At 50.4% G+C, this 20220-nt stretch carries 13 protein-coding genes, 1 other RNA gene and 1 pseudogene; 14 read left to right on the top strand and 1 reads right to left on the bottom strand.

Translation table 11 applies throughout. The features are described 5' to 3' along the window. Window position 1: 1 nt before the first annotated feature. The 7 genes from cobN to A8707_RS12855 all read left to right on the top strand — a co-directional run bounded on the left by cobN (window position 2) and on the right by A8707_RS12855 (window position 8564). The gene (gene cobN, locus A8707_RS12825) at window positions 2-3718 is read left to right on the top strand and encodes a cobaltochelatase subunit CobN (RefSeq protein ID WP_068817581.1); all 3717 of its coding nucleotides are present in this window, start codon (window positions 2-4) and stop codon (window positions 3716-3718) included. After that, complete coding sequence (locus A8707_RS12830; protein WP_068817583.1) at window positions 3715-4470, top strand: cobalt-precorrin-6A reductase; 756 nt, start codon at window positions 3715-3717, stop codon at window positions 4468-4470. Before cobN ends, A8707_RS12830 begins: the two co-directional genes overlap by 4 nt. 283 nt (window positions 4471-4753) lie before the next feature. Then, window positions 4754-5440 carry a hypothetical protein gene (locus A8707_RS12835; RefSeq protein ID WP_068817585.1) on the top strand — a complete coding sequence of 229 codons (687 nt, stop codon included), beginning with the start codon at window positions 4754-4756 and terminating at the stop codon, window positions 5438-5440. A 34-nt stretch (window positions 5441-5474) separates the two neighbouring features. Next, window positions 5475-5883: RNase P RNA component class A (gene rnpB, locus A8707_RS12840), an RNA gene on the top strand. 221 nt (window positions 5884-6104) lie between these two features. Continuing rightward, the gene (locus A8707_RS12845; protein WP_156518538.1) at window positions 6105-6722 is read left to right on the top strand and encodes a hypothetical protein; all 618 of its coding nucleotides are present in this window, start codon (window positions 6105-6107) and stop codon (window positions 6720-6722) included. Window positions 6723-6789: 67 nt separating this feature from the next. Continuing rightward, window positions 6790-7500 (top strand): ribonuclease III, encoded by a 711-nt coding sequence (gene rnc, locus A8707_RS12850; RefSeq protein ID WP_068817588.1) that lies wholly within the window; start codon window positions 6790-6792, stop codon window positions 7498-7500. Continuing rightward, window positions 7398-8564: a Gfo/Idh/MocA family oxidoreductase gene (locus A8707_RS12855; RefSeq protein ID WP_231948046.1), complete on the top strand. Its 1167-nt coding sequence runs from the start codon at window positions 7398-7400 to the stop codon at window positions 8562-8564. Before rnc ends, A8707_RS12855 begins: the two co-directional genes overlap by 103 nt. On the opposite strand, the gene A8707_RS12860 is transcribed toward A8707_RS12855, so the two are convergent. Then, window positions 8561-10582 (bottom strand): sensor histidine kinase, encoded by a 2022-nt coding sequence (locus A8707_RS12860; protein WP_068817592.1) that lies wholly within the window; start codon window positions 10580-10582, stop codon window positions 8561-8563. The genes A8707_RS12855 and A8707_RS12860 overlap by 4 nt on opposite strands. Window positions 10583-10998: 416 nt before the next feature. Here A8707_RS12860 and A8707_RS12865 point away from each other — a divergent pair, with 416 nt between their 5' ends. The 7 genes and pseudogenes from A8707_RS12865 (at window position 10999) to A8707_RS30230 (ending at window position 20208) form a co-directional block, all read left to right on the top strand. Continuing rightward, on the top strand, window positions 10999-11742 hold the full coding sequence (locus A8707_RS12865) for a RibD family protein (protein WP_156518540.1): 744 nt from the start codon (window positions 10999-11001) through the stop codon (window positions 11740-11742). Between the two features lie 347 nt (window positions 11743-12089). Then, a complete protein-coding gene (locus A8707_RS29685; RefSeq protein WP_231948047.1) occupies window positions 12090-12734 on the top strand; it encodes a hypothetical protein in 645 nt (214 codons plus the stop codon). Window positions 12735-12829: 95 nt separating this feature from the next. Continuing rightward, window positions 12830-14344, top strand: a pseudogene (locus tag A8707_RS29690) (GAF domain-containing sensor histidine kinase). Then, on the top strand, window positions 14341-14823 hold the full coding sequence (locus A8707_RS12875; RefSeq protein ID WP_068817595.1) for a response regulator: 483 nt from the start codon (window positions 14341-14343) through the stop codon (window positions 14821-14823). The pseudogene A8707_RS29690 and the gene A8707_RS12875 overlap by 4 nt, the downstream one beginning before the upstream one ends. After that, window positions 14820-18476: a PAS domain S-box protein gene (locus A8707_RS12880; RefSeq protein WP_068817597.1), complete on the top strand. Its 3657-nt coding sequence runs from the start codon at window positions 14820-14822 to the stop codon at window positions 18474-18476. Before A8707_RS12875 ends, A8707_RS12880 begins: the two co-directional genes overlap by 4 nt. A gap of 164 nt (window positions 18477-18640) precedes the next feature. Next, complete coding sequence (bioA, locus tag A8707_RS12885; RefSeq protein WP_068817599.1) at window positions 18641-19924, top strand: adenosylmethionine--8-amino-7-oxononanoate transaminase; 1284 nt, start codon at window positions 18641-18643, stop codon at window positions 19922-19924. Between the two features lie 161 nt (window positions 19925-20085). After that, complete coding sequence (locus tag A8707_RS30230) at window positions 20086-20208, top strand: hypothetical protein (protein ID WP_269452721.1); 123 nt, start codon at window positions 20086-20088, stop codon at window positions 20206-20208. The last annotated feature ends 12 nt before the right edge of the window (window positions 20209-20220 follow it).

Raw genomic sequence — 20220 nt, forward strand, 5'->3', positions numbered from 1 at the left:
TATGCACCGTCTCACAACGATTCCTGGAGGGTGGAACCCCGCCGCAGAAGGCGTGATTTTTGTCGAACAGCAACCCGCTCCGATCGTAGTGATTACGGCGGCTGACACTGATATTCAAACACTGGGAGCGGCAGCAAATCGTCTACCCGATGGGTTTTCAGCCCTGAGAGTTGTCAATCTGCTGCAACTGCAACAACAACTCACGATCGACACTTACGCCGAGGATGTGTTGAGTCAGGCAAAGGTAATTATCGTTCGGGTGATTGGGGGGCGATCGTATTGGAGCTATGGACTAGAAGTCGTTGAAGAAACGGCAAAGCAAACGGGCGCAAAACTAATTATTTTGCCAGGAGATGAGCGACCTGATCCCAATCTAATGAGTCATTCAACGGTTTCATTAACCGAAGTTAATCAGGTTTGGAAATACTTTTTAGAAGGCGGCGTTGATAATTATTGCAACCTTCTTAAATTCGTCTCAACCTATTTCTTAAATCAAACCTACGCCTTTAATTTGCCCCAGCCTGTCCCGCGAATTGGCATCTATGGGGGACAGCAAACAATCGCAGAATCAACGGTTCATTCTGGAGTTGGCATCTTATTTTATCGGGCACATTACCTCTCTGGAAACACGGCAGTCATTGATGCAATGTGCGACGCGTTAATCAAACGAAATCTAACGCCCGTTCCTATTTTTGTATCGTCGCTAAAAGAGCCTGATGTGCAAAAAGAACTGCTGACTTACTGCGATCGGGGCATTGAGCTACTCTTCAACACGACCAGTTTTTCGCTGGCTCGATTAGAGTCAGAAACGCCTCAAGTCGAACTCTGGGAAGCGCTGAATGTCCCTGTATTTCAGGTAATTTTTAGTGGCGGAACTCAGGAGCAATGGGCATCGGGTTTTCAAGGATTATCGCCCAAAGATATGGCGATGAATGTCGCTCTACCCGAAGTCGATGGACGAATTATTACGAGAGCCGTTTCGTTTAAGGCGGTGCAAACTCAGAATCCGTTATTGCAAACGGATGTAGTTGGATATGAACCTGTTTTATCTCGAATCGAGTTCGTTTCAGAGCTAGCTGCTAATTGGATTAAGCTGCGTCAAACTTCGCCAAACGATCGGAAGATTGCGCTGATTTTAGCCAATTATCCGACTCGCGATGGGCGATTAGCGAATGGAGTTGGATTAGACACTCCGGCAAGCTGCATCGAGATTCTTAAAGCCTTAAAACTCGCTGGATATCACGTCGAAAATATCCCAACAAGTGATAAAGAATTGATTCAATTACTAACCACTGGAGTCACCAACGATCCTGAGGGTTGGACGTTGAGAAATGTCCGCCAATCTCTCGCATTGAAAGACTATCAAACTCAGTTTGACCAGTTGCCGATCGCTGTTCAAACGGGCATTCAATCTCGCTGGGGTTCGCCCGAAGAAGCCGCATTTCCAATTCCAGGCATTCAGCTAGGAAATGTGTTTGTGGGCGTGCAGCCCGCGCGGGGCTACGATCGTGACCCTTCTCTTAACTATCACGCCCCCGATTTAGAACCACCGCACAACTATCTCGCCTTTTATCACTGGATTCGATTTCAGTTTGGGGCAAATGCGATCGTGCATGTCGGCAAGCACGGTAATTTAGAATGGCTTCCCGGAAAAAGCGTGGCACTCTCTGAAGCGTGCTATCCCGAAGCGGTGTTTGGGGCAATGCCTCATTTGTATCCGTTTATCGTCAACGATCCGGGCGAAGGGGCACAGGCAAAACGCCGCACTCAAGCTGTGATTATCGACCACTTAACGCCTCCGATGACTCGCGCCGAGCTATATGGCAATCTGCATCAAGTCGAAGGATTGATCGACGAATATTATGAGGCACAAACCTTAGATCCGTCGCGACTGAAACCGATTAGCGATCGGCTTTCTCAACTGATCATTCAAGAGAATCTTCACCAAGATTTGGGCATCGATAGGGCAGGTTTAGACGAGTCGAGTTTAGCGAGCTTTCTCAAGACCGCAGATGGCTATTTGTGTGAGCTAAAAGAATCTCAGATTCGAGACGGGCTTCACATTTTGGGGCAGTGTCCTCAAGATCGGCAGTTACGGGATTTGATCGTGGCGATCGCTCGTAATCCCAGCGCAAATCGACTAGGCTTAACCCGCGCCATTGCTCAAGATTGGCAACTCGAATTAGATCCGCTCACGTCTGATTTAGGTGAACTAATTCGGGAAAAGTCCCATCCCAAAATTCATCACTGTCGAATTAACGGCGATGTTGTAGAAGTCATTGAAGACTTTGCCGCAGATCTGATCACTCAACTAATGCAAAGTGACGAATTTTTAGAAATTGGGACGGCGACGATTCGAGAATTAAACTGGATTCACGATCGCTTACTTCCAGCGTTGCAAAAAACTGATCAAGAGATTCTCAATCTCCTTAAAGGACTCAACGGACAGTATGTGCCCAGTGGTGCATCTGGCGCACCGACTCGTGGCAGACCCGAAGTGCTGCCCACCGGACGCAATTTCTACTCGGTTGACATTCGCGCCATCCCCACTGAGACGGCTTGGGAAATTGGCAGAAAAGCCGCAGAAGCCCTCGTCGAGCGATACACCCAGGAAAACGGCGACTATCCCAAAACGCTAGGCTTGTCTGTGTGGGGCACCTCGACAATGCGAACGGGCGGAGATGACATTGCGGAAGCACTCGCCCTGCTCGGAGTCAAACCCGTGTGGGATGGGGTATCTCGTCGAGTTGTGGATTTTGAGATTTTGCCCCTCTCCGCGATCGGTCGTCCCCGCGTCGATGTGACGCTGCGAATCTCTGGATTTTTTCGAGATGCCTTTCCTAACTTAATCGATTTATTTGATAGCGCCGTCACAGCCGTTGCACAGCTAGACGAATCGGATGATGAAAATCCGTTATCGGCACAAGCAACACAAGAACAAACGCACTGGGAATCACAAGGATTGACCTCAGAAGACGCAAAAGAACGATCGCTCTATCGCATTTTTGGCTCAAAACCCAGCGCCTATGGAGCCGGATTGCAGGGAGTGATCGAGTCACAAAACTGGACAGACGAAAACGATTTAGCACAGGCGTATATCAACTGGAGTGCCTACGCCTACACCCGCAAATCAAACGGAACATCAGCCCCCGAAGCGTTTAATCAACGTCTCAACACGATGCAAATCGTTCTGCAAAATCAGGATAATCGAGAACATGATTTACTCGACTCTGATGATTATTATCAATTTCAGGGAGGGTTAACGGCGGCGGTTAAGTCGATTTCTGGTAAGCAACCTGAGATCTATTTCGGTGACAACTCACGACCCGATCAGCCGAAAGTGCGTCAACTATCCGAAGAAATTAGCCGTGTGTATCGATCGAGAGTCGTCAACCCTAAATGGATCGCGGGTGCCATGCGCCACGGCTACAAAGGCGCGTTTGAGATGGCGGCTACCCTCGACTATTTGTTCGCCTACGATGCGACAACAAACTGTGTCCAGGATTTTATGTATCAAGGCATTGCGGAGACTTACTTGTTCAATTCTTCAGTACAAGAATTCATTCAAGAAAATAATCCTTGGGCACTGCGAGATATGTCAGAGCGATTATTAGAAGCACATCAACGCGGGCTATGGAAAGACGCTTCACAAAAGACGTTAGACCGATTGCAAAACTTATCACTAGAGGCAGAAGAAATTATTGAAAACCAGCTATGAAACGAGTTTTGATTCTGGGCGGAACGGGTGACGCGATCGCACTCGCAGCAGAAGCGTCTCAGATTGCCAACGTTGAAATTATTACATCACTGGCAGGACGCACTCAAACGCCAACGGCGATCGCGGGTTCAGTTCGAGTCGGCGGCTTTGGTGGCGCAACTGGATTGAGTGACTATCTCCGCGATCGCCAAATCGACTACCTGATTGATGCGACTCATCCCTTCGCGGCTCGAATGTCTCACAATGCCGCGATCGCAATCCATGATGTGGGCATTCCTCACCTGATGCTCGTCCGCCCCGCGTGGGAAAAAACGCCCCTCGATCGCTGGCTCGAAGTCGGAAGCATTGAGGCAGCCGTCCTTGCTCTCAAACCGATGGCTAAACGGGTATTTCTGACGATTGGGCGGCAACAACTCGCCCCATTTGCACAACTCCATGATGTTTGGTTTTTGATGCGATCGATTGATCCGCCCTCACCCGATATCGCCATTCCTAACGGAATCACAGTCCTCGATCGTGCGCCTTTTACGATCGAGCAGGAAAAAAAACTGATCCTTGATCACGCCATTGATACGATCGTCAGCAAAAATAGTGGTGGCAATGCAACTTACGCAAAGATTGTTGCTGCGCGGGAGTTGGGGATTCCGATCGTCATGGTGCAGCGATCGCCTACTCCAACCGTTGAGCAAGTGGCAGATGTCGAGGGCGCGATCGGTTGGCTGCTCGATCGTTTAAACTCTCTCCTGCCATAATTGCCGATCGCTTTACTCATCGACATCTAATTCATCAGTAAATTTCCACAATTCTTCTGATATCTCAAACTGTGGATCTGCACTTACTACAGCAATATCACCAACCACTGTTGCTTGATGAATTCAGCCAGAACACACAAACTGCATCGTGCTTCTAATAGAGAAGATGCTCGATCGTAGCCGCTCAGAATTTAAGAGTTTTCTGTCCCTCGATCGTGATGCCCTATAAATGGTATAAGGTCTACAGTTCTGGGTCTAGTCTATTTCGTTGGTAGGGTCAACCATGACTGAACTCGATTTTGTGCTCTTGACGGTCTATCTTCTGTGCATCACCTATGGCTTATACGAAGTTATTGACTCGTTTAATGATGAGTTTACGATTCGACTCGATCAAAAAGAGTTAGACCAATATCTTCAGTCTCTCAACCTGCAAGACATCGTTAGCGTTAGCTTCAAATTTGACACCCATTACGAATTTGACAAGCTCAAAGAGCTATCGATCAGCATTAATAACAAATCTGACGACTATCCCATTTACATTGATTGGGACGATTGCTCAGTAACCGATCTCGATGGACGATCGCGTCGAGTCACCCGCTTGCCTCCCGGCACCACTCTCGATCTGTTTCAAAATCAGGTTTTTAGCGTCATTGCCCCCGGCAAAACTCTTAAAGAGAAAATCGCCTCTGAAGATATGCTTGCCCGACTAGGAGACAACGGGCTTTTGGTCGCAGAAAAGACGATTATCGATCTGACAAAGCCTGACCCTAAAAAATCGAGTGAACCTCAGCGAAAACGCTACAAAGATTTCGTGGATAGGCAAATAGAACTAAAGTTTTCGCTCTATTTAGCAATGCGGCTTAAAGGGTCAAAGACTTCTCCAACGGGCGATCGGACTCGCGTCCTCTGCAACTTCACCCTCACCAAACTCAACTGGACTGCCGGATTGCCCTGGAACCCCAGAAAATGATCCTAACCATCTCCAGCTAAACTGAAAAAGGAGAAGAGTCAGCGCAGGCAGTTGCGGACGGTGGAATCTCCATCCGTCTGAGGAAAGTCCGGACTCCCGAAAGACCAAACCTGCTGGGTAACGCCCAGTGCGAGCGATCGTGAGGATAGTGCCACAGAAAGATACCGCCCACGAGAGGGATAAAACCTTTTCTTCGGTAAGGGTGCAAAGGTGCGGTAAGAGCGCACCAGCAGCATCGAGAGGTGCTGGCTCGGTAAACCCCGGTTGGGAGCAAGGTCAAGGAACAAGGGTTGGTCTTTTTCCTGTTCTGTGTGATGGCGGTAGACGACTGCCGCCATAGAGAGCCGCTTGAGGTATTTGGTAACAAATGTCCCAGATAGATAACTGCCCTTTGAGTGCATTGCACTTAGAGAACAGAACCCGGCTTATGTCTGGCTCTTCTCTACTAATGATTCTTCAACCGGAAGTGCTAACCATTCTTTTCGCTGCCTAACGGGGAAGCCTTGACTTCTCGATATTCTTTAAAGTTTGATCGACAATATGTAGATTCAGCAAAGTCACTGAGTGAATGAACAGGATGCTTGTAACCTGCATTACCATGAGATGACTTGAGAATTTACTTGATTAAAGACACTTGCTTTACCTACGATCGTAGGATGACACTGTGAATAGTCAAACTTTGATGCTGATCACCCCATTTAGTCGTTCAGAGGTCGCCCTCCCGTCTGAGCACCTCGTTGCCATTAGCGAACAAAAAAAGAGTGGGCTAATCCTCTGCAAAGAATTTCACGCCGAGTTTGCAGGTCCGGGTGCTGTAATCGGCAGTCTCGTTGAGCCACATTATCGAGCGGTGATTGCGATCGGGTCACCAGAGTTAGTCCCTGTTAAGTCGTTTGACGATCGTCGGAGAGCCTACGGGCGACGAATTCAATGGGGACGATGGTTGCAGAAAATCATCGAAAACGCTGAGCCGACCCTGAGAGCAGAGCGGCTTTTGGCTGGGTTTGAAGAGTTTTTTGGTCGTCAAGTGGTAACTAGCCTGCCGAGCGATGTGTTAGCCATGCTAGCAGGAGTCTTTCCGAGCACGATCGATGCCGTGCGAGCGCAGCATTGGCAATCAGGCAAATTAGTCAATGCCGCTTTCCTTTCAAGTTCTGACCAACTCAAAGTGACGACGATTACGCTCGATCGGGCAGTTCCAGAAGTCAGTGAGGTTCCTCTGCTGACCACTGCCACCATTAGCGAGATTCAGCGCACCTATGATGGGTTGCGATCGGCTTAAGCATCAGACATCGAGAGTGGAGAAGGTGTAGGGTGGAGAAGATCGCTTTCATCTCCCGCACGTTAGGATGATTTTACCGTACCCTCGCCGTCAACAACAGCTACAGCAAGTCGTTCAACGATTGGGCTTGCCCGAAACGGCTCCCATTAAGTGGGAGTTACTAGATTTAGCATTGACTCACTCGACCGTTTCAGCAGAAGAAAACTATGAGCAGCTCGAATTTGTGGGAGATGCCGTCGTCAAACTAGCGTCGGCGGAGTTTTTGCTAGAAGTCTATCCTCACTTAAAAGTTGGCGAATTTACCGCTTTGCGATCGGTGCTGGTCAGCGATCGTATTCTCGCAACCATTGCAGACGACTATGGCTTCGATCGCTATCTGCTCGTTTCGGCAAGCGCGCTGTCAGATGTGGCAGGGCAAGAGTCGCGAATGGCAGACTCTTTAGAGGCAGTTTTGGCGGCTCTCTATCTCAGCACCCATACTTTAGAACTGATTCGACCCTGGCTCGACCAGCGCTTTCAGCCGCTCGCAACCGATATTTTGGCTGATCCGGCTCGACAGAACTACAAAGCGGCTTTGCAAACCTTGACTCAGGCACATCAAAAAACGCTGCCTGACTATCGCACTCAAGAAATTGGGCAAACTCACAATGACCCCAATCGCTTCACTGCTGAAGTGTGGGTTCAAGGACAGTGTTTGGGTTGGGGCACGGGGCGATCGCGCAAAGCGGCAGAGCAAGCGGCTGCCCAGATCGCATTCCTGAAGTTGAGTGGTCAGTAGCGCCGCCCAATCTGCGGGTCAATCGAAGGAGCTTGAAGATGGCACGAACTGGGATTGCGATTTTGGGGGTGGGGCGCTGGGGTGTTCATTTACTGCGAAATTTTCTAGAAAACCCTCTGGCTCGTGTGGTGGCGATCGCTGACCCCAACCCAGAAAATTTGAGCAGGGCATCCGCTCAGTTTAGCCTCGATCGAGTTGCGTTAACTCACGATTGGCAAACCGCTTTAGAAACAGAAGGCGTTGAAGCCGTCGCGATCGCAACCCCTGCCGAAACCCATTTTTCTCTCGTTACGGCGGCTCTCAAGCAAAAGTTACACGTTCTATCTGAAAAACCGCTGACGTTGACCGTGGAAGAGTCCGTTCAGCTTTGTCGTCTGGCAGAACAGCAGCACCGTCAACTCGTGATTGATCATACTTATTTGTTTCATCCTGCCGTTTTGCGTGGAAAGGCGGTGATACAGGCGAAAGAATTAGGCGATTTGCGCTATGGCTACGCGACTCGAACTCATCTCAGCCCCGTGCGATCGGATGTCGATGCCCTGTGGGATTTAGCGATTCATGACATCGCCATATTTAACCACTGGCTCGGAGAAACGCCCTGTCAGGTGCAAGCCAGAGGGACGGGATGGCTTCAAGAAGGACTATCGGATGTGGTATGGGTGACGCTCACTTATCCGAGTGGGTTTGAGGCAACGATTCATCTAGGCTGGCTAAACCCTGATAAGCAGCGCAGACTGTGTGTGGTGGGCAGTCAGGGAACGCTGATTTTTGATGAGCTTTCGCCAGAGTCGCTCTCAATTCAGTGGGGGCAGCTTGCACGGCAAGAACAGCATTTCGTCCCAACTAATCAACGTCGTGAAGGTCTCAGCTTGCCATTGGGTGAGCCACTTCAGCAGGTGTGTGATCACTTTCTGACCTGTGTTCGACACAACCAGCCTTCAGAGATTTCGTCAGGTTGGCTAGGAGCGGAGTTAGTTCACTGTCTCGTTGGACTGACTCGATCGATGCAGCAAAATGGACGATCGGTGTCTCTTCAACCCCTGATTAGACACTATACTCGTTAGTTTTGAGACGTGATAGGCTGTGGCTCGGTGGGTTGATTGGTCGAGTTGCTGAGGTCTCGTGGGTCGATCGCTCCGACGGACTTATTAAGCGGCATCTGTTCTAGCAGAGGGAGCCAAATCCGAAAGGTGCTGCCCTTATTTTGAACTGAGTCAAATGAGATCGTGCCACCGTGCAGTTCAGCGAGGCGTTTTGTCAGCGATAATCCCAGCCCAGTGCCTTCGTGTTTGCGGGTTAAAGAAGAGTCAATCTGCTGAAAAGGACGGAACAACAGATGCCAGCGATCTTTAGGAATGCCGATGCCTGAATCCTGAACTTCTAGACACAGATAGGGCGTGTTGGGGTTAACAGGACTGCGATCGGGGCGATTGTCATGTTCTAACTGGTGCCCATAGCCTAGCCAAACTTTCAGTTTCACCTGTCCGCCTTCGGGCGTAAACTTGACTGCGTTAGACAGTAGATTGATCACCATTTGGCGCACACGGCGTTCATCAATGGGCACTCGATCGACCCGATCGTCCAACTCCAAAACGAGCGTTAATCGCTTCATCTCTGATCCTGGCTCGACCATTTTGAGACACTGACGGCAGAGGTCTTGAATCGGCACAGGTTGCAGATTGAGTTCGACTTTGCCCGCCTCAATTTTTGCGATGTCTAACAAGTCGTTGATGATTTTTAGCAGATGAAGAGCGGCATCATCGGCTTGTTGCAAAAATTCTAGCTCTTCGTCTCGATCGTCACAGCACCCATCTCTGACCAGCCGCACACAGCCAATGATCGCGTTGAGCGGGGTGCGCAACTCGTGGGATGTCGTTGCCAAAAATTCGCTTTTTAGCTGGTTGGCAACCTGAGCTTCTTGCCATGCCGTTTCGAGTTCTTCTGTCCGTTTTTCTAGCCGCTCTACCATGCTATCGAGGGCTTCTGCCAGGTGATTGAGTTCTCGAACCTTGAAATTTTTGGGCGCACGATCGGACGAATCGCGTTCTCGAATTTGTAGCGCATAGTCACTGAGTTGCTCGATCGGACGGGCTAAATCTCTGGCTAAATAGAGCGTTGCCAGCAGAATTGCCGTCAAGAATCCGATCATCAGAATTGAGAGAACTTGCTGAATTTCATTAAGGCTAGACAGCGCGGCTGTCAGAGGCGTGGCTGATAAGACGACCCAGGTTCGGGTGACGGTGCCATCCATCGGAACTTGCACTAAACTGTAACCTGCTAGCCAATCGGCTCCATTTTCTTCAAACGTGGAGAGGTAGAGAGAGCCTTGTTTGCTGACGATCGCGTCTCTGACTAGGGTTTGCAGATGATCGTTGCCTGCTTGATCAATCGTTTGCCCCACTCGATCGGGGTTAGGGTGTGCCAAAATAGTGCCGTCTTCGTCGATCACGACCGTATGGCCAAAGGTCATCTTCGTGGAGCTAATCTCATGTTGATGCAGCGCAGACTGGAGACTCAAGACATAGCGAAGGGGACTGACTTGGCTCTTAGAAGTCTGCGGCACATAAACCGGAGCGCTCAATATAAGACGAAGTTGATCAGCATCTTGGTTTGGCAACTTTAGAGGTTGAGCGACCACCTGCACCGCTGCCGGGTTGATCAGCACTCCGCGCTGCTGCTTTGCCCAGGAATTTATTGAAGGCTGAGCGATCGCTAATCGACCACAGGTGCTGGCAACCACCTGCTGGGTTTGAGCATCGGTCAATTGCACACACTGCACCTCGATCGCTGAAGCCTGCTGCAACTGCCCTAAAAATCCTTGAAGTTCATCAGACGGCTGAGATTGCAGAGCCGCCGCCGTGGTTGCCGTCGCTAAATTGGTTCTTAGAGACGTAAGGGCATCGCGAACTCCTTCTCCTTTTCTGACCGCACTAGCAGTCAAGCTAGCCCGCGCCGTTTCGAGTAGCCCCGATCGAGCTTTACGATATGCCACGATTTCTCCAGTCACTAAGACGGGGATGCTGAGGAGCAACAGACGCGCCAGCAAAATGCGACGAAAAGAGGACTGACGGAGTTTAGCCATAGAAGCGTGTAACCTGAGACGGATAACCCCATCGCGATCGCAATTTACTCAAACCCTACAGGAGCCGCTCTAAGTCAGATTAGAACTAGGTCACGAACGATCTATCTCAAGAAAGGATTAGTCGATATGTTCCCAAAATAGCCTGTTTTTAGCTCAGAAGTAGACGGGGTGCCTGAATATAAACCAATGAACCATTGAATATAAAAATTAAGACATCATTGGACATTAGACCCCCTGCACGAATAACTTCGCCCTCACCCTAGCCCTCTCCCTCACCCTAGCCCTCTCCCTAAGGAGAGGGGACAAGAGGTTCTGGCTCCTTTTTCCTTGGGGAGAAGGGTTGGCGAGGGCTTGCCCCACTTCGTGAGGAGGGCTGTTCAGATTCACACAGGAAGTCTATTTTAACAATTTGACTGATGCAGGTGACTCCACTTCTGAGAAAAGTTCCTCATGCGACCGTGATTTTGGCGATGAGCGCTGACGGCAAAATCGCAGATGCGACTCGTGCCCCAGCCCGGTTTGGTAGCGCGATCGACAAACTCCACCTCGAAGCGCAAATTTCCCAAGCCGATGCCGTCTTGTTTGGGGCAGGAACTCTATGGGCGTATGGCACGACTCTTAAAGTTACCCAGGCTGATTTACTAAACCAACGCCAGCAGCAAGGGAAGCCGCTTCAACCCGTGCAAATCGTTTGTTCGGGATCGGCAAAACTAGACGCTGAGGCGCGATTTTTCTCGCAGCCTGTGCCACGTTGGTTGTTGACGACGACGATCGGGGCGCGTTGGCACCCAGACAAATTTGAACGAGTTTTAGTCGCGGAGTCAAAAGAAGATGCTTCAAAAATCAACTGGCAAGAAGCCTTTGAGCAACTCTATGCGCTGAGTTTGGAGCATTTGGCGGTCTTGGGCGGCGGTGAACTGGTGGCTTCACTATTCGCTGCCGATTTAGTGGATGAACTCTGGCTCACGGTCTGTCCATTGATTTTGGGGGGCGCAATGGCTCCGACTCCGGTTGAGGGAGTTGGCTTTTTAGCGGGTGTGGCTCCTCGCTTAGAGCTGCTAGACGTTCGACCCGCAGATGAGGAGGTGTTTTTGCACTACCGGGTTAAACGGAAGCCGTTGACATCCACCAATGAGCGGGAATGGGGCGATCGTACCTAAAACTCAATGTTGGCTTTCAGGTCTGATGAGTTAACGGTGAAGTTGTGCGGCGGCAGACAACCTCGAATCGCAGATATAGCACTACGAAGTTGCATGAGGACGCTGAGTTGCTGTCGAAGCAACAACGGGCTGAGGGCGTGTTTTGAACCTCTTTCGCTGCGATTCTATCGCGCCCTGAACTTCAATATCAGTGAAGAAGTTTCATTGAGTGCCCTGATAGCCTCCGCGTGTTCACAAGCCTTGCGAGTACACTATCCTAGTACATAGGGTTTTAGGGGAAACGAAGCATTTGTATGCCCCTTCTTATTCTCGGCTTTTGAGCTTTTGCCTCGTACCTATAATCATTCATGACCCATCAATCTGTTGATTTGACCAACTGCGATCGCGAACCAATTCACATTCCAGGGCTAATTCAGCCCCACGGCGCGCTGTTGGTTTTGCAAGAGCCAGACTTGACGATCATTCAGGTCAGCAGCAACACGCTTGAGTCAATCGGTCAGCGCCCTCAAGACCTATTAGGCAAACCGTTATCAACCTTACTCGCTCCCAAGCAGATTGCTACCATCCGGCAATGCTTAAGCGAAGACTTTGAGCATGTGAATCCGTTAGATATCGCCATCAAACGTGCAGCCAAACTGTTGCGGTTTGATGGCATTGTGCATCGCCAGAAGGCGCTGATTGTTTTGGAACTAGAACCCAAACAGAAAAGCCAGAAGGCGGATTGTTTTGAGTTTTACCAGCGGGTTAAAGGCACGATTACTAAGATTCAAAAGGCTCCCACCTTGCTTGAGATGTCTGAGGCGGTGGTCAAAGAAGTGCGAAAAGTCACCGGGTTCGATCGCGTCATGGTCTACCAGTTTGACGCAGACGGATCTGGACGAGTGATCGCAGAAGATCGGGCAGACGCGCTGACTCCTTATCTGGGCTTGCACTACCCTCCGAGTGACATTCCTAAGCAGGCAAAGCAGCTTTACACAACTGGCTGCGGTTGATTCCTAACTCTACCTATCAGCCGATCGCGTTAGTCCCGGCGCACAATCCAGTGGACGATCGCCCCACAGATTTGAGTTTATCGGTGCTGCGGAATGTGTCTCCTTTGCATCTGGAATATCTCAGCAACATGGGGGTTGGGGCTTCCATGTCAATTTCTCTGATCCAGGATCAAAAACTGTGGGGACTGATCGCCTGTCATCATTCAACACCTCGCCGTGTGCCCTATAGTGTGCGAACGATTTGTGAGTTTGTGGGGCAGGTGATGTCGGTGGAACTGTCTAACAAGGAAGATCATGAAGACTTAGACTACAAAATGACGCTAAAGTCGCTGCAAGGCAAGCTGGTCGAATCGCTGTCTCAGTCAGAACGCTTTTTAGATGGGTTGGTTCAACTAGACTCAAATTTGCTTGATCTCGTCAGCGCATCAGGAGTGGCAATTTGTGCGGCAGATCAAATCATTTGTGTCGGTCAAACGCCCCCAGAAGCTGAACTGCCAGCCCTGCGAGATTGGGTCAAAACTCAGATTCAACACAACCAGTTTGAGACCCGATCGCTCGCTCAGCTTTGCCCAGCCGCAGAATCCTTTAAAGCAGTTGCCAGTGGCGTGTTGGCGTTATAAATTTCTCAATTTCATCAAAATTACATTTTCTGGTTTCGTCCAGAGGTGATTCAAACTGTTGACTGGGGCGGCAACCCCAACAAACCTGTAGAAGTCACAGACGATGGAGAAACACGGCTATCGCCGCGCAAATCATTTGAAAAATGGCAAGAAACGGTGCAGGGTTGCTCTTTGCCCTGGAGAGCGTGTGAGATTGAAATTGTCACCGAACTGCGGAGCCTGATTGTGGGCGTGATTCTCAAGCAGGCAGACGATTTGGCAGAAATTAACCTAGAGCTAGAGCGCAGCAATACTGAACTCGATTCGTTTGCCTATGTTGCGTCTCATGATCTCAAGGAGCCACTGCGAGGGATTCACAATTACTCCAATTTCTTGATGGAGGATTATGCAGAATTGTTGGATGCCGATGGAGTTGCCAAATTAAACACCGTTGTGCGTCTAACGCAGCGCATGGAAGATTTGATTAATTCGCTGCTGCACTATTCTCGACTCGGACGCGCCGAACTCTCTCGCCAACTCACCAACCTGAATGAAGTGGCGCGACAGGCGATCGACACCTTGAGAATCAGCCAGCCCCAAAGCTCGATCGAGTTTCGGTTGCCTCGCCCCTTGCCGACGATTCACTGCGATCGCACCCAAATCAGTGAGTTATTCACCAACCTGCTAACCAACGCCATCAAATACAACGACAAAGCTGAGAAATGGGTGGAAATCGGCTTCACGCAGTCAGGCAAGGGCGATCCTGAAGACCCGTTACTTTACACTTTTTATGTCCGCGATAACGGGATTGGCATTCCCCCGCACCATTTAGAACGAGTGTTTCAGATTTTTAAGCGGCTGCATACGCAAGACCAGTTTGGCGGCGGGACGGGGGCAGGGCTGACGATCGTCCAAAAAATCGTCGAGCGACATGGTGGAAAAATTTGGGTAGAATCAACGATCGGTGAAGGCAGCACGTTTTACTTCACGCTGGCAGCAAGGCAGTCATGAGTGAATCATCTGTGACTTCGATCGAGCAACCCCCGCTCTTATTAGTGATTGAAGACAGCAATGAAGATTTTGAGGCATTCCAACGCTATGTTCGTCGATCGCCGTTAACGATCCCGATTTATCACTGTGTAGATGGCGATGACGCGCTGGCATTTCTGGATCGCACCGGTCGCTACTCTGATCCCCAAAGCGCCCCGCGTCCAGGGCTGATTTTGCTCGATCTCAACTTACCCGGAACGGACGGACGAGAAGTGTTGCGAAAAATTAAACAAGATGAGATTCTGAAGGTAATTCCGGTCGTTGTTTTTACGACTTCCAACAACCCCAAAGATATTGAAGCGTGTTATCGACAGGGTGTTAACAGCTATATTGTCAAACCGATGGATTTTAATCGATTAAAGCATAGTATCCAAATCTTAATCGACTACTGGTTTGATACGACGATTCTCCCTACCAGCGTGATAGATCAGCGCCCATGAACACTCAACTTCATCGCACCATCTTAATCGTGGAGGATAGCCCAGAAGACCGCGAGCTGTATCGACGATATTTGATACATGATCGCGACTATGACTATACGATCGTAGAGGCGAGTCTAGGCGAAGAAGGATTGAATCTCTGGCACCAGCACCAGCCCGATGCCATGTTGCTCGATTATCGACTGCCCGATCTGGACGGGCTAGAATTTCTTGCCGCCCTGCAAACTCAGAAGTCGCAAACGCCTCTGCCGATCGTGATGGTGACGGGAGCCGGAAGCGAAACGATCGCCGCTCAAGCGATTAAAGCGGGCGCACAAGATTATCTGGTTAAGGGACAAATCACGTCGGAGGGTCTGAAGCTGGCGTTGGATGCAACGATTAAGACGGTGCAGCTTCAAACTCAACTCCAAGAGTGCATCGATCGAGAGCGAGTCGTCGCCCAGATTGCTCAGAAAGTGTTGAGATCGCTTGACTTAAACGAGATTTTGCAGACTACCGTCACAGAAGTGCGGCAATTTCTTCAGACCGATCGGGTGGTTGTGTTCCAGGTGGAGCCGGACAGTAACGGCAGGGTGGTGGCAGAATCTGTGGGGGCGGAGTGGCGATCGATTCTGGCAGAGCAGATTTATGATCCCTGTTTTGCCGAGAGCTATGTCGATCTCCAGCGTCAAGGAAGAGTGACTGTCAAAGCCGATATTTATGATGGCAGCATCGATCCGTGCCACGTCCAACTCTTGGCTGGGCTTCAAGTAAGAGCAAATCTAGTGGTGCCCATTTTGCACGACGATCAGTTTTGGGGTGTGCTGATTGCTCATCACTGCGCTGCGCCTCGTCAGTGGCGATCGTTGGACATTGACTTACTTCAGCAGTTGTCCACACAGGTCAGCGTTGCCATTCGACAGGCAGAGCTTTATCAGCAAGCCCAAGACGAACTCGCGGAGCGCAAACGTACAGAGGAGGTGCTGCGAGACAGTGAAGAAAGACTACGGCTGGGGCTACAAGCTGCCCGGATGGGAACCTGGGATTGGAATATTCCAGAAAACCGATTTATCTGGTCAGCCAACATGGAAGCCCTATTTGGGTTGGCTCCTGGAGAATTTGATGGCTCTTATGAGCAGTTTGTGGCAAGGCTGCATCCAGACGATCGCGATCGCGTTCTAAAAGCGATCAATGCGGCAATGACCCCTGGTGCAAACTACGACATCGAATTTCGGGTGCTTTATCCAGATGGCACCATTCGGTGGGCACTGAGTCAGGGAAAAGTGTTTTACGATGCGATCGGTCAACCGATTCGGATGTCGGGCGTAGATCTGGATATTAGCGATCGCAAACGGACAGGCGAAGCGTTGCAGGAGAGTGAAACCCGCTTTCGTCAGCTTGCCGAAAATATTGATGCAGTGTTCTGGTTAAGAGAAGAACCTGAAGGTCGTGTTGCCTACGTTAGCTCTGCCTATGAACGCCTGTGGGGATGGCAGCCGCAGGAATTGTATGAAAACCACTCATTTTGGTTTGATCATATTCATCCAGACGATCGCGAATGGACGTATCAAGCCTTTCAGTCAAAAGCTGCTGCGGGTCAATTTGATGAAGACTACCGCATTGTCTTAGACGATGGCAGGATTCGCTGGGTGAACGATCGCTGCTTTCCCCTTTACGATCAGACTGGGAGGCTTTATCGATTTGCTGGCATTGCGGAGGATATTACCGATCGCAAGCTGATCGAAGAATCTCTGCGTCAGAGTGAAGAGTTTAGAAAACGGGTGTTGGAGAGCAGTAGCGACTGCATCAAAGTCCTTGATCTGGATGCACAACTCTTATACATGAATGCTGGGGGCATATGTCTGCTGGAGATTGACGACCTAACTCCCTACCTCAATTCAGAGTGGCTCTGTTTCTGGGAAGGTGACCATCGGCAAGCGGCAGAAGCGGCATTCACAGCAGCAAAATCCGGCGAAGTGGGCAAATTTCAGGGCTTTTGTCCGACCGTCAAAGGCAAACCAAAATGGTGGGATGTAGTGGTCACGCCAATTCGGGATGGTGCGGGACAAGTCGTCCAGGTTTTATCGACTGCGCGGGATGTCACAGAGCGGAAACGCACCGAAGAAGAGTTGCGGCAAAAGAATGCCATTTTGGATGTGATCAATGAATCTGCACCGACCCCAATTTTTGTCAAAGATCGGCAAGGACGGATTATTTATGCCAATCCAGCCACCCTTGCCGCCCTGGGCAAAACGGCTGCTGAGGTAATTGGCTATAGCGATGGCGATCTCTACCCATCACCTGAAGATGCTAGGCGGGTGATGGAAAATGATCAGCGGATTATGGCATCGGGGCAAATGGAAGTAGTGGAAGAATCTCCCGATGGCATTCACATCTTTTTGGGGATGAAAGCACCCTACTATAACGAAGCTGGAGAGGTAATCGGGCTAGTTGGCATCTCGAATGATATTACCGATCGCGTTCAACTTGAACGCGATCGTGAGCGTATCCTACAACAAAAACAAGCTGCTCTGGCAGAATCGGAACGAGTCAACCGCATCAAAGACGAGTTTCTAGCTGTGCTCTCTCACGAATTGCGATCGCCGCTCAACCCGATCTTAGGCTGGACAAAACTGCTGCAAACTCGCAAACTTGATGAACCCAAAACCGCCGAAGCATTAGCCACAATTGAGCGAAATGCCAAAGCGCAATGTCAATTGATTGATGACCTGCTTGACATGGCTCGTGTGCTGCGCGGCAAGCTGAGTCTGAATATGGCTCCTGTCGATCTGTTATTGGTGATTGAGTCCGCGATCGACACCGTGCAGACTGCTGCGATCGTCAAGTCCATTCAGATCCATGCGGTGCTTTCCGATATCAGACAAGTATCTGGAGATGCCGTTCGGCTCCAGCAGATCATCTGGAACTTGCTAACCAACGCGGTCAAGTTCACGCCCAGCGGCGGACGCATCGACATTCGGCTAGAGCAAATCGACAACCAGGCACAGATCACCATCACAGACACGGGCAAAGGCATCAGTCCAGACTTTCTGCCCCACATCTTTGAGTCGTTCCGCCAGGAAGATGCTTCTGTGACTCGCAACCACGGTGGGCTAGGGTTAGGAATGGCGATCGTCTATCAACTGGTCGAAGCCCACGGCGGCACCGTCACCGCTGACAGTCCTGGAGAAGGAAAAGGCGCTACTTTTACGGTCAGGCTCCCCCTGCTCAACGTCAACTCAAAGAAAAATCAATCTAGCCCATCGCGAGAGCAAAACCTGGATCTCACCAGCATCCGCGTGCTGGTAATCGACGACGAGCCAGACAGCCGCGAACTTCTCGCGGTGATGCTGACCCAGGCTGGAGCGGAAGTGATGTCCGTCGCCTCTGCCGCCGAATTTCTCGCTGCTCTAGAGTCATTTCAGCCCGATGTAGCGGTGAGTGATATTGGAATGCCAGAGGTCGATGGCTATACGTTGCTTAGACAGGTGCGGTCTCTGTCACTAGAGCAAGGAGGGCAGGTTCCGGCGATCGCTCTGACTGCCTACGCTGGAGAAATCGATCGGCAACACGCGATCGCGGCAGGCTTTCAGAAACACATTGCCAAGCCGATCGAACCCGACCAGTTGGTGGTGGCGATCGTGAGTCTATTGAGTGGGCGATCGCTGCCTTGACTTACCTACTGCCTCCACCAATAATTTGGAGCAGCCCAACGTTGCCCATCACCCGCCGCTAGCAACCTTTGCTTCATAGTCGATCAACTTTCGGCGATCGGTGTGCGTGGGCGTTATTAAACTGCAACGTCTGAACATCCTTGTCAAATCAGTCCTCACAGTCCATGCAGTCTTTACAGCAACTCCTTGATTTTGATCGACTACATGTTTGGCACCCCTATGCCGCCATGCCCAGTCTTCTACCCGTGTTTCCAGTAGAGTCAGCGCAGGGCGTACATATTCAATTGATGGATGGTCGATCGCTGATCGATGGCATCTCTTCTTGGTGGACTTGTATTCACGGTTATAACCATCCCCGCTTAAACCAAGCTGCCCACGCGCAAATCGATCGGATGTCACACGTCATGTTTGGTGGTCTGACCCACCAGCCAGCAGTGGATTTGGCACAGAAATTGATTGCCATAACGCCAGAGGCACTCCAGCAGGTCTTTTTTTGCGACTCTGGCTCAGTAGCGGTAGAGGTAGCCATGAAAATGGCGGTGCAGTATTGGTACAATCGCGGGTTGCCGCAGAAGCAGCGTTTTCTCACTGTTCGTCATGGCTATCATGGGGACACCTTTGCCGCAATGTCGGTCTGCGACCCGGTGAATGGGATGCACCATCTTTTTCGTAATCTGCTGACCCAGCAATATTTCGCCGAGGCACCGCAGATTTCGTTCGATCGAGACTGGCAGGAACGAGATATTGACAGCTTTGCGGCACTGCTAGCCGCTCACCACGACCAAATCGCAGCAGCCATTTTGGAGCCAGTCGTGCAAAATGCTGGGGGGATGCGATTTTATCATCCAGACTATGTGCGACAAGCCAAGGCGTTATGTGAAAAATATAATGTCCTACTGATTTTAGATGAGATTGCTACGGGGTTTGGTCGCACGGGCAAAATGTTTGCCTGTGAACATTCGACGGTATGTCCAGACATTCTGTGTGTAGGCAAGGCGCTGACTGGCGGGTTTATGTCCCTGGCAGCCACGCTGACGACGCAGGAGATTAGTGAGAGTTTTGCAGCAGGTGAGGCAGGGGTCTTTATGCACGGTCCAACGTTTATGGCAAATCCCTTAGCCTGTGCGGTGTCTTTAGAAAATTTGGTCTTGCTGGAAAGTTATGATTGGCAATCCACGATCCGAGCGATCGCATCCCAGCTCAAAGCTGAGTTAGAACCTTGCCGGAGTCTGGCGGCAGTGAAGGACGTGCGGGTGTTAGGGGCGATCGGGGTAGTGGAGCTGCACGAGCCAGTGGATATGCAAGTGATACAGCCGCGCTTTGTAGAAGAGGGGGTCTGGTTACGTCCGTTTGGGCGACTGATCTATACAATGCCGCCTTACATTATTCAACCCTCAGAACTCACAGCCATTACTCGTGCTATTTACAAAATTGTTGCTCAGCTTTAGCTTGACAGGTGCATTGAATTTAATACGCCTGTTCGAGGTCGAGCTTGACTTTCAAGCTCTCAGTTACGGTAGTTGCCACAGCCTAACAAGTCGTTGGAGCAGCGAATCAAGTCTCCCTGTCTACGTTTCAAGGCTACTTTTCGCCGCTCAACTCAATCGTTATGAGTACGATCGCCAACCTCATCGATTGGTTTGGATGTTACGAAGTCCAGCACAATCCTCCACTCACCCTCTTGTCTGCTCTTGCGATGCCAGCGATCGCTGCCTTAGCAGTAGAGCGGTAAGAGACAGAACGC

The sequence above is a fragment of the Phormidesmis priestleyi BC1401 genome, assembly GCF_001650195.1.
In the GTDB taxonomy this organism is placed as follows: domain Bacteria; phylum Cyanobacteriota; class Cyanobacteriia; order Leptolyngbyales; family Leptolyngbyaceae; genus Phormidesmis_A; species Phormidesmis_A priestleyi_B.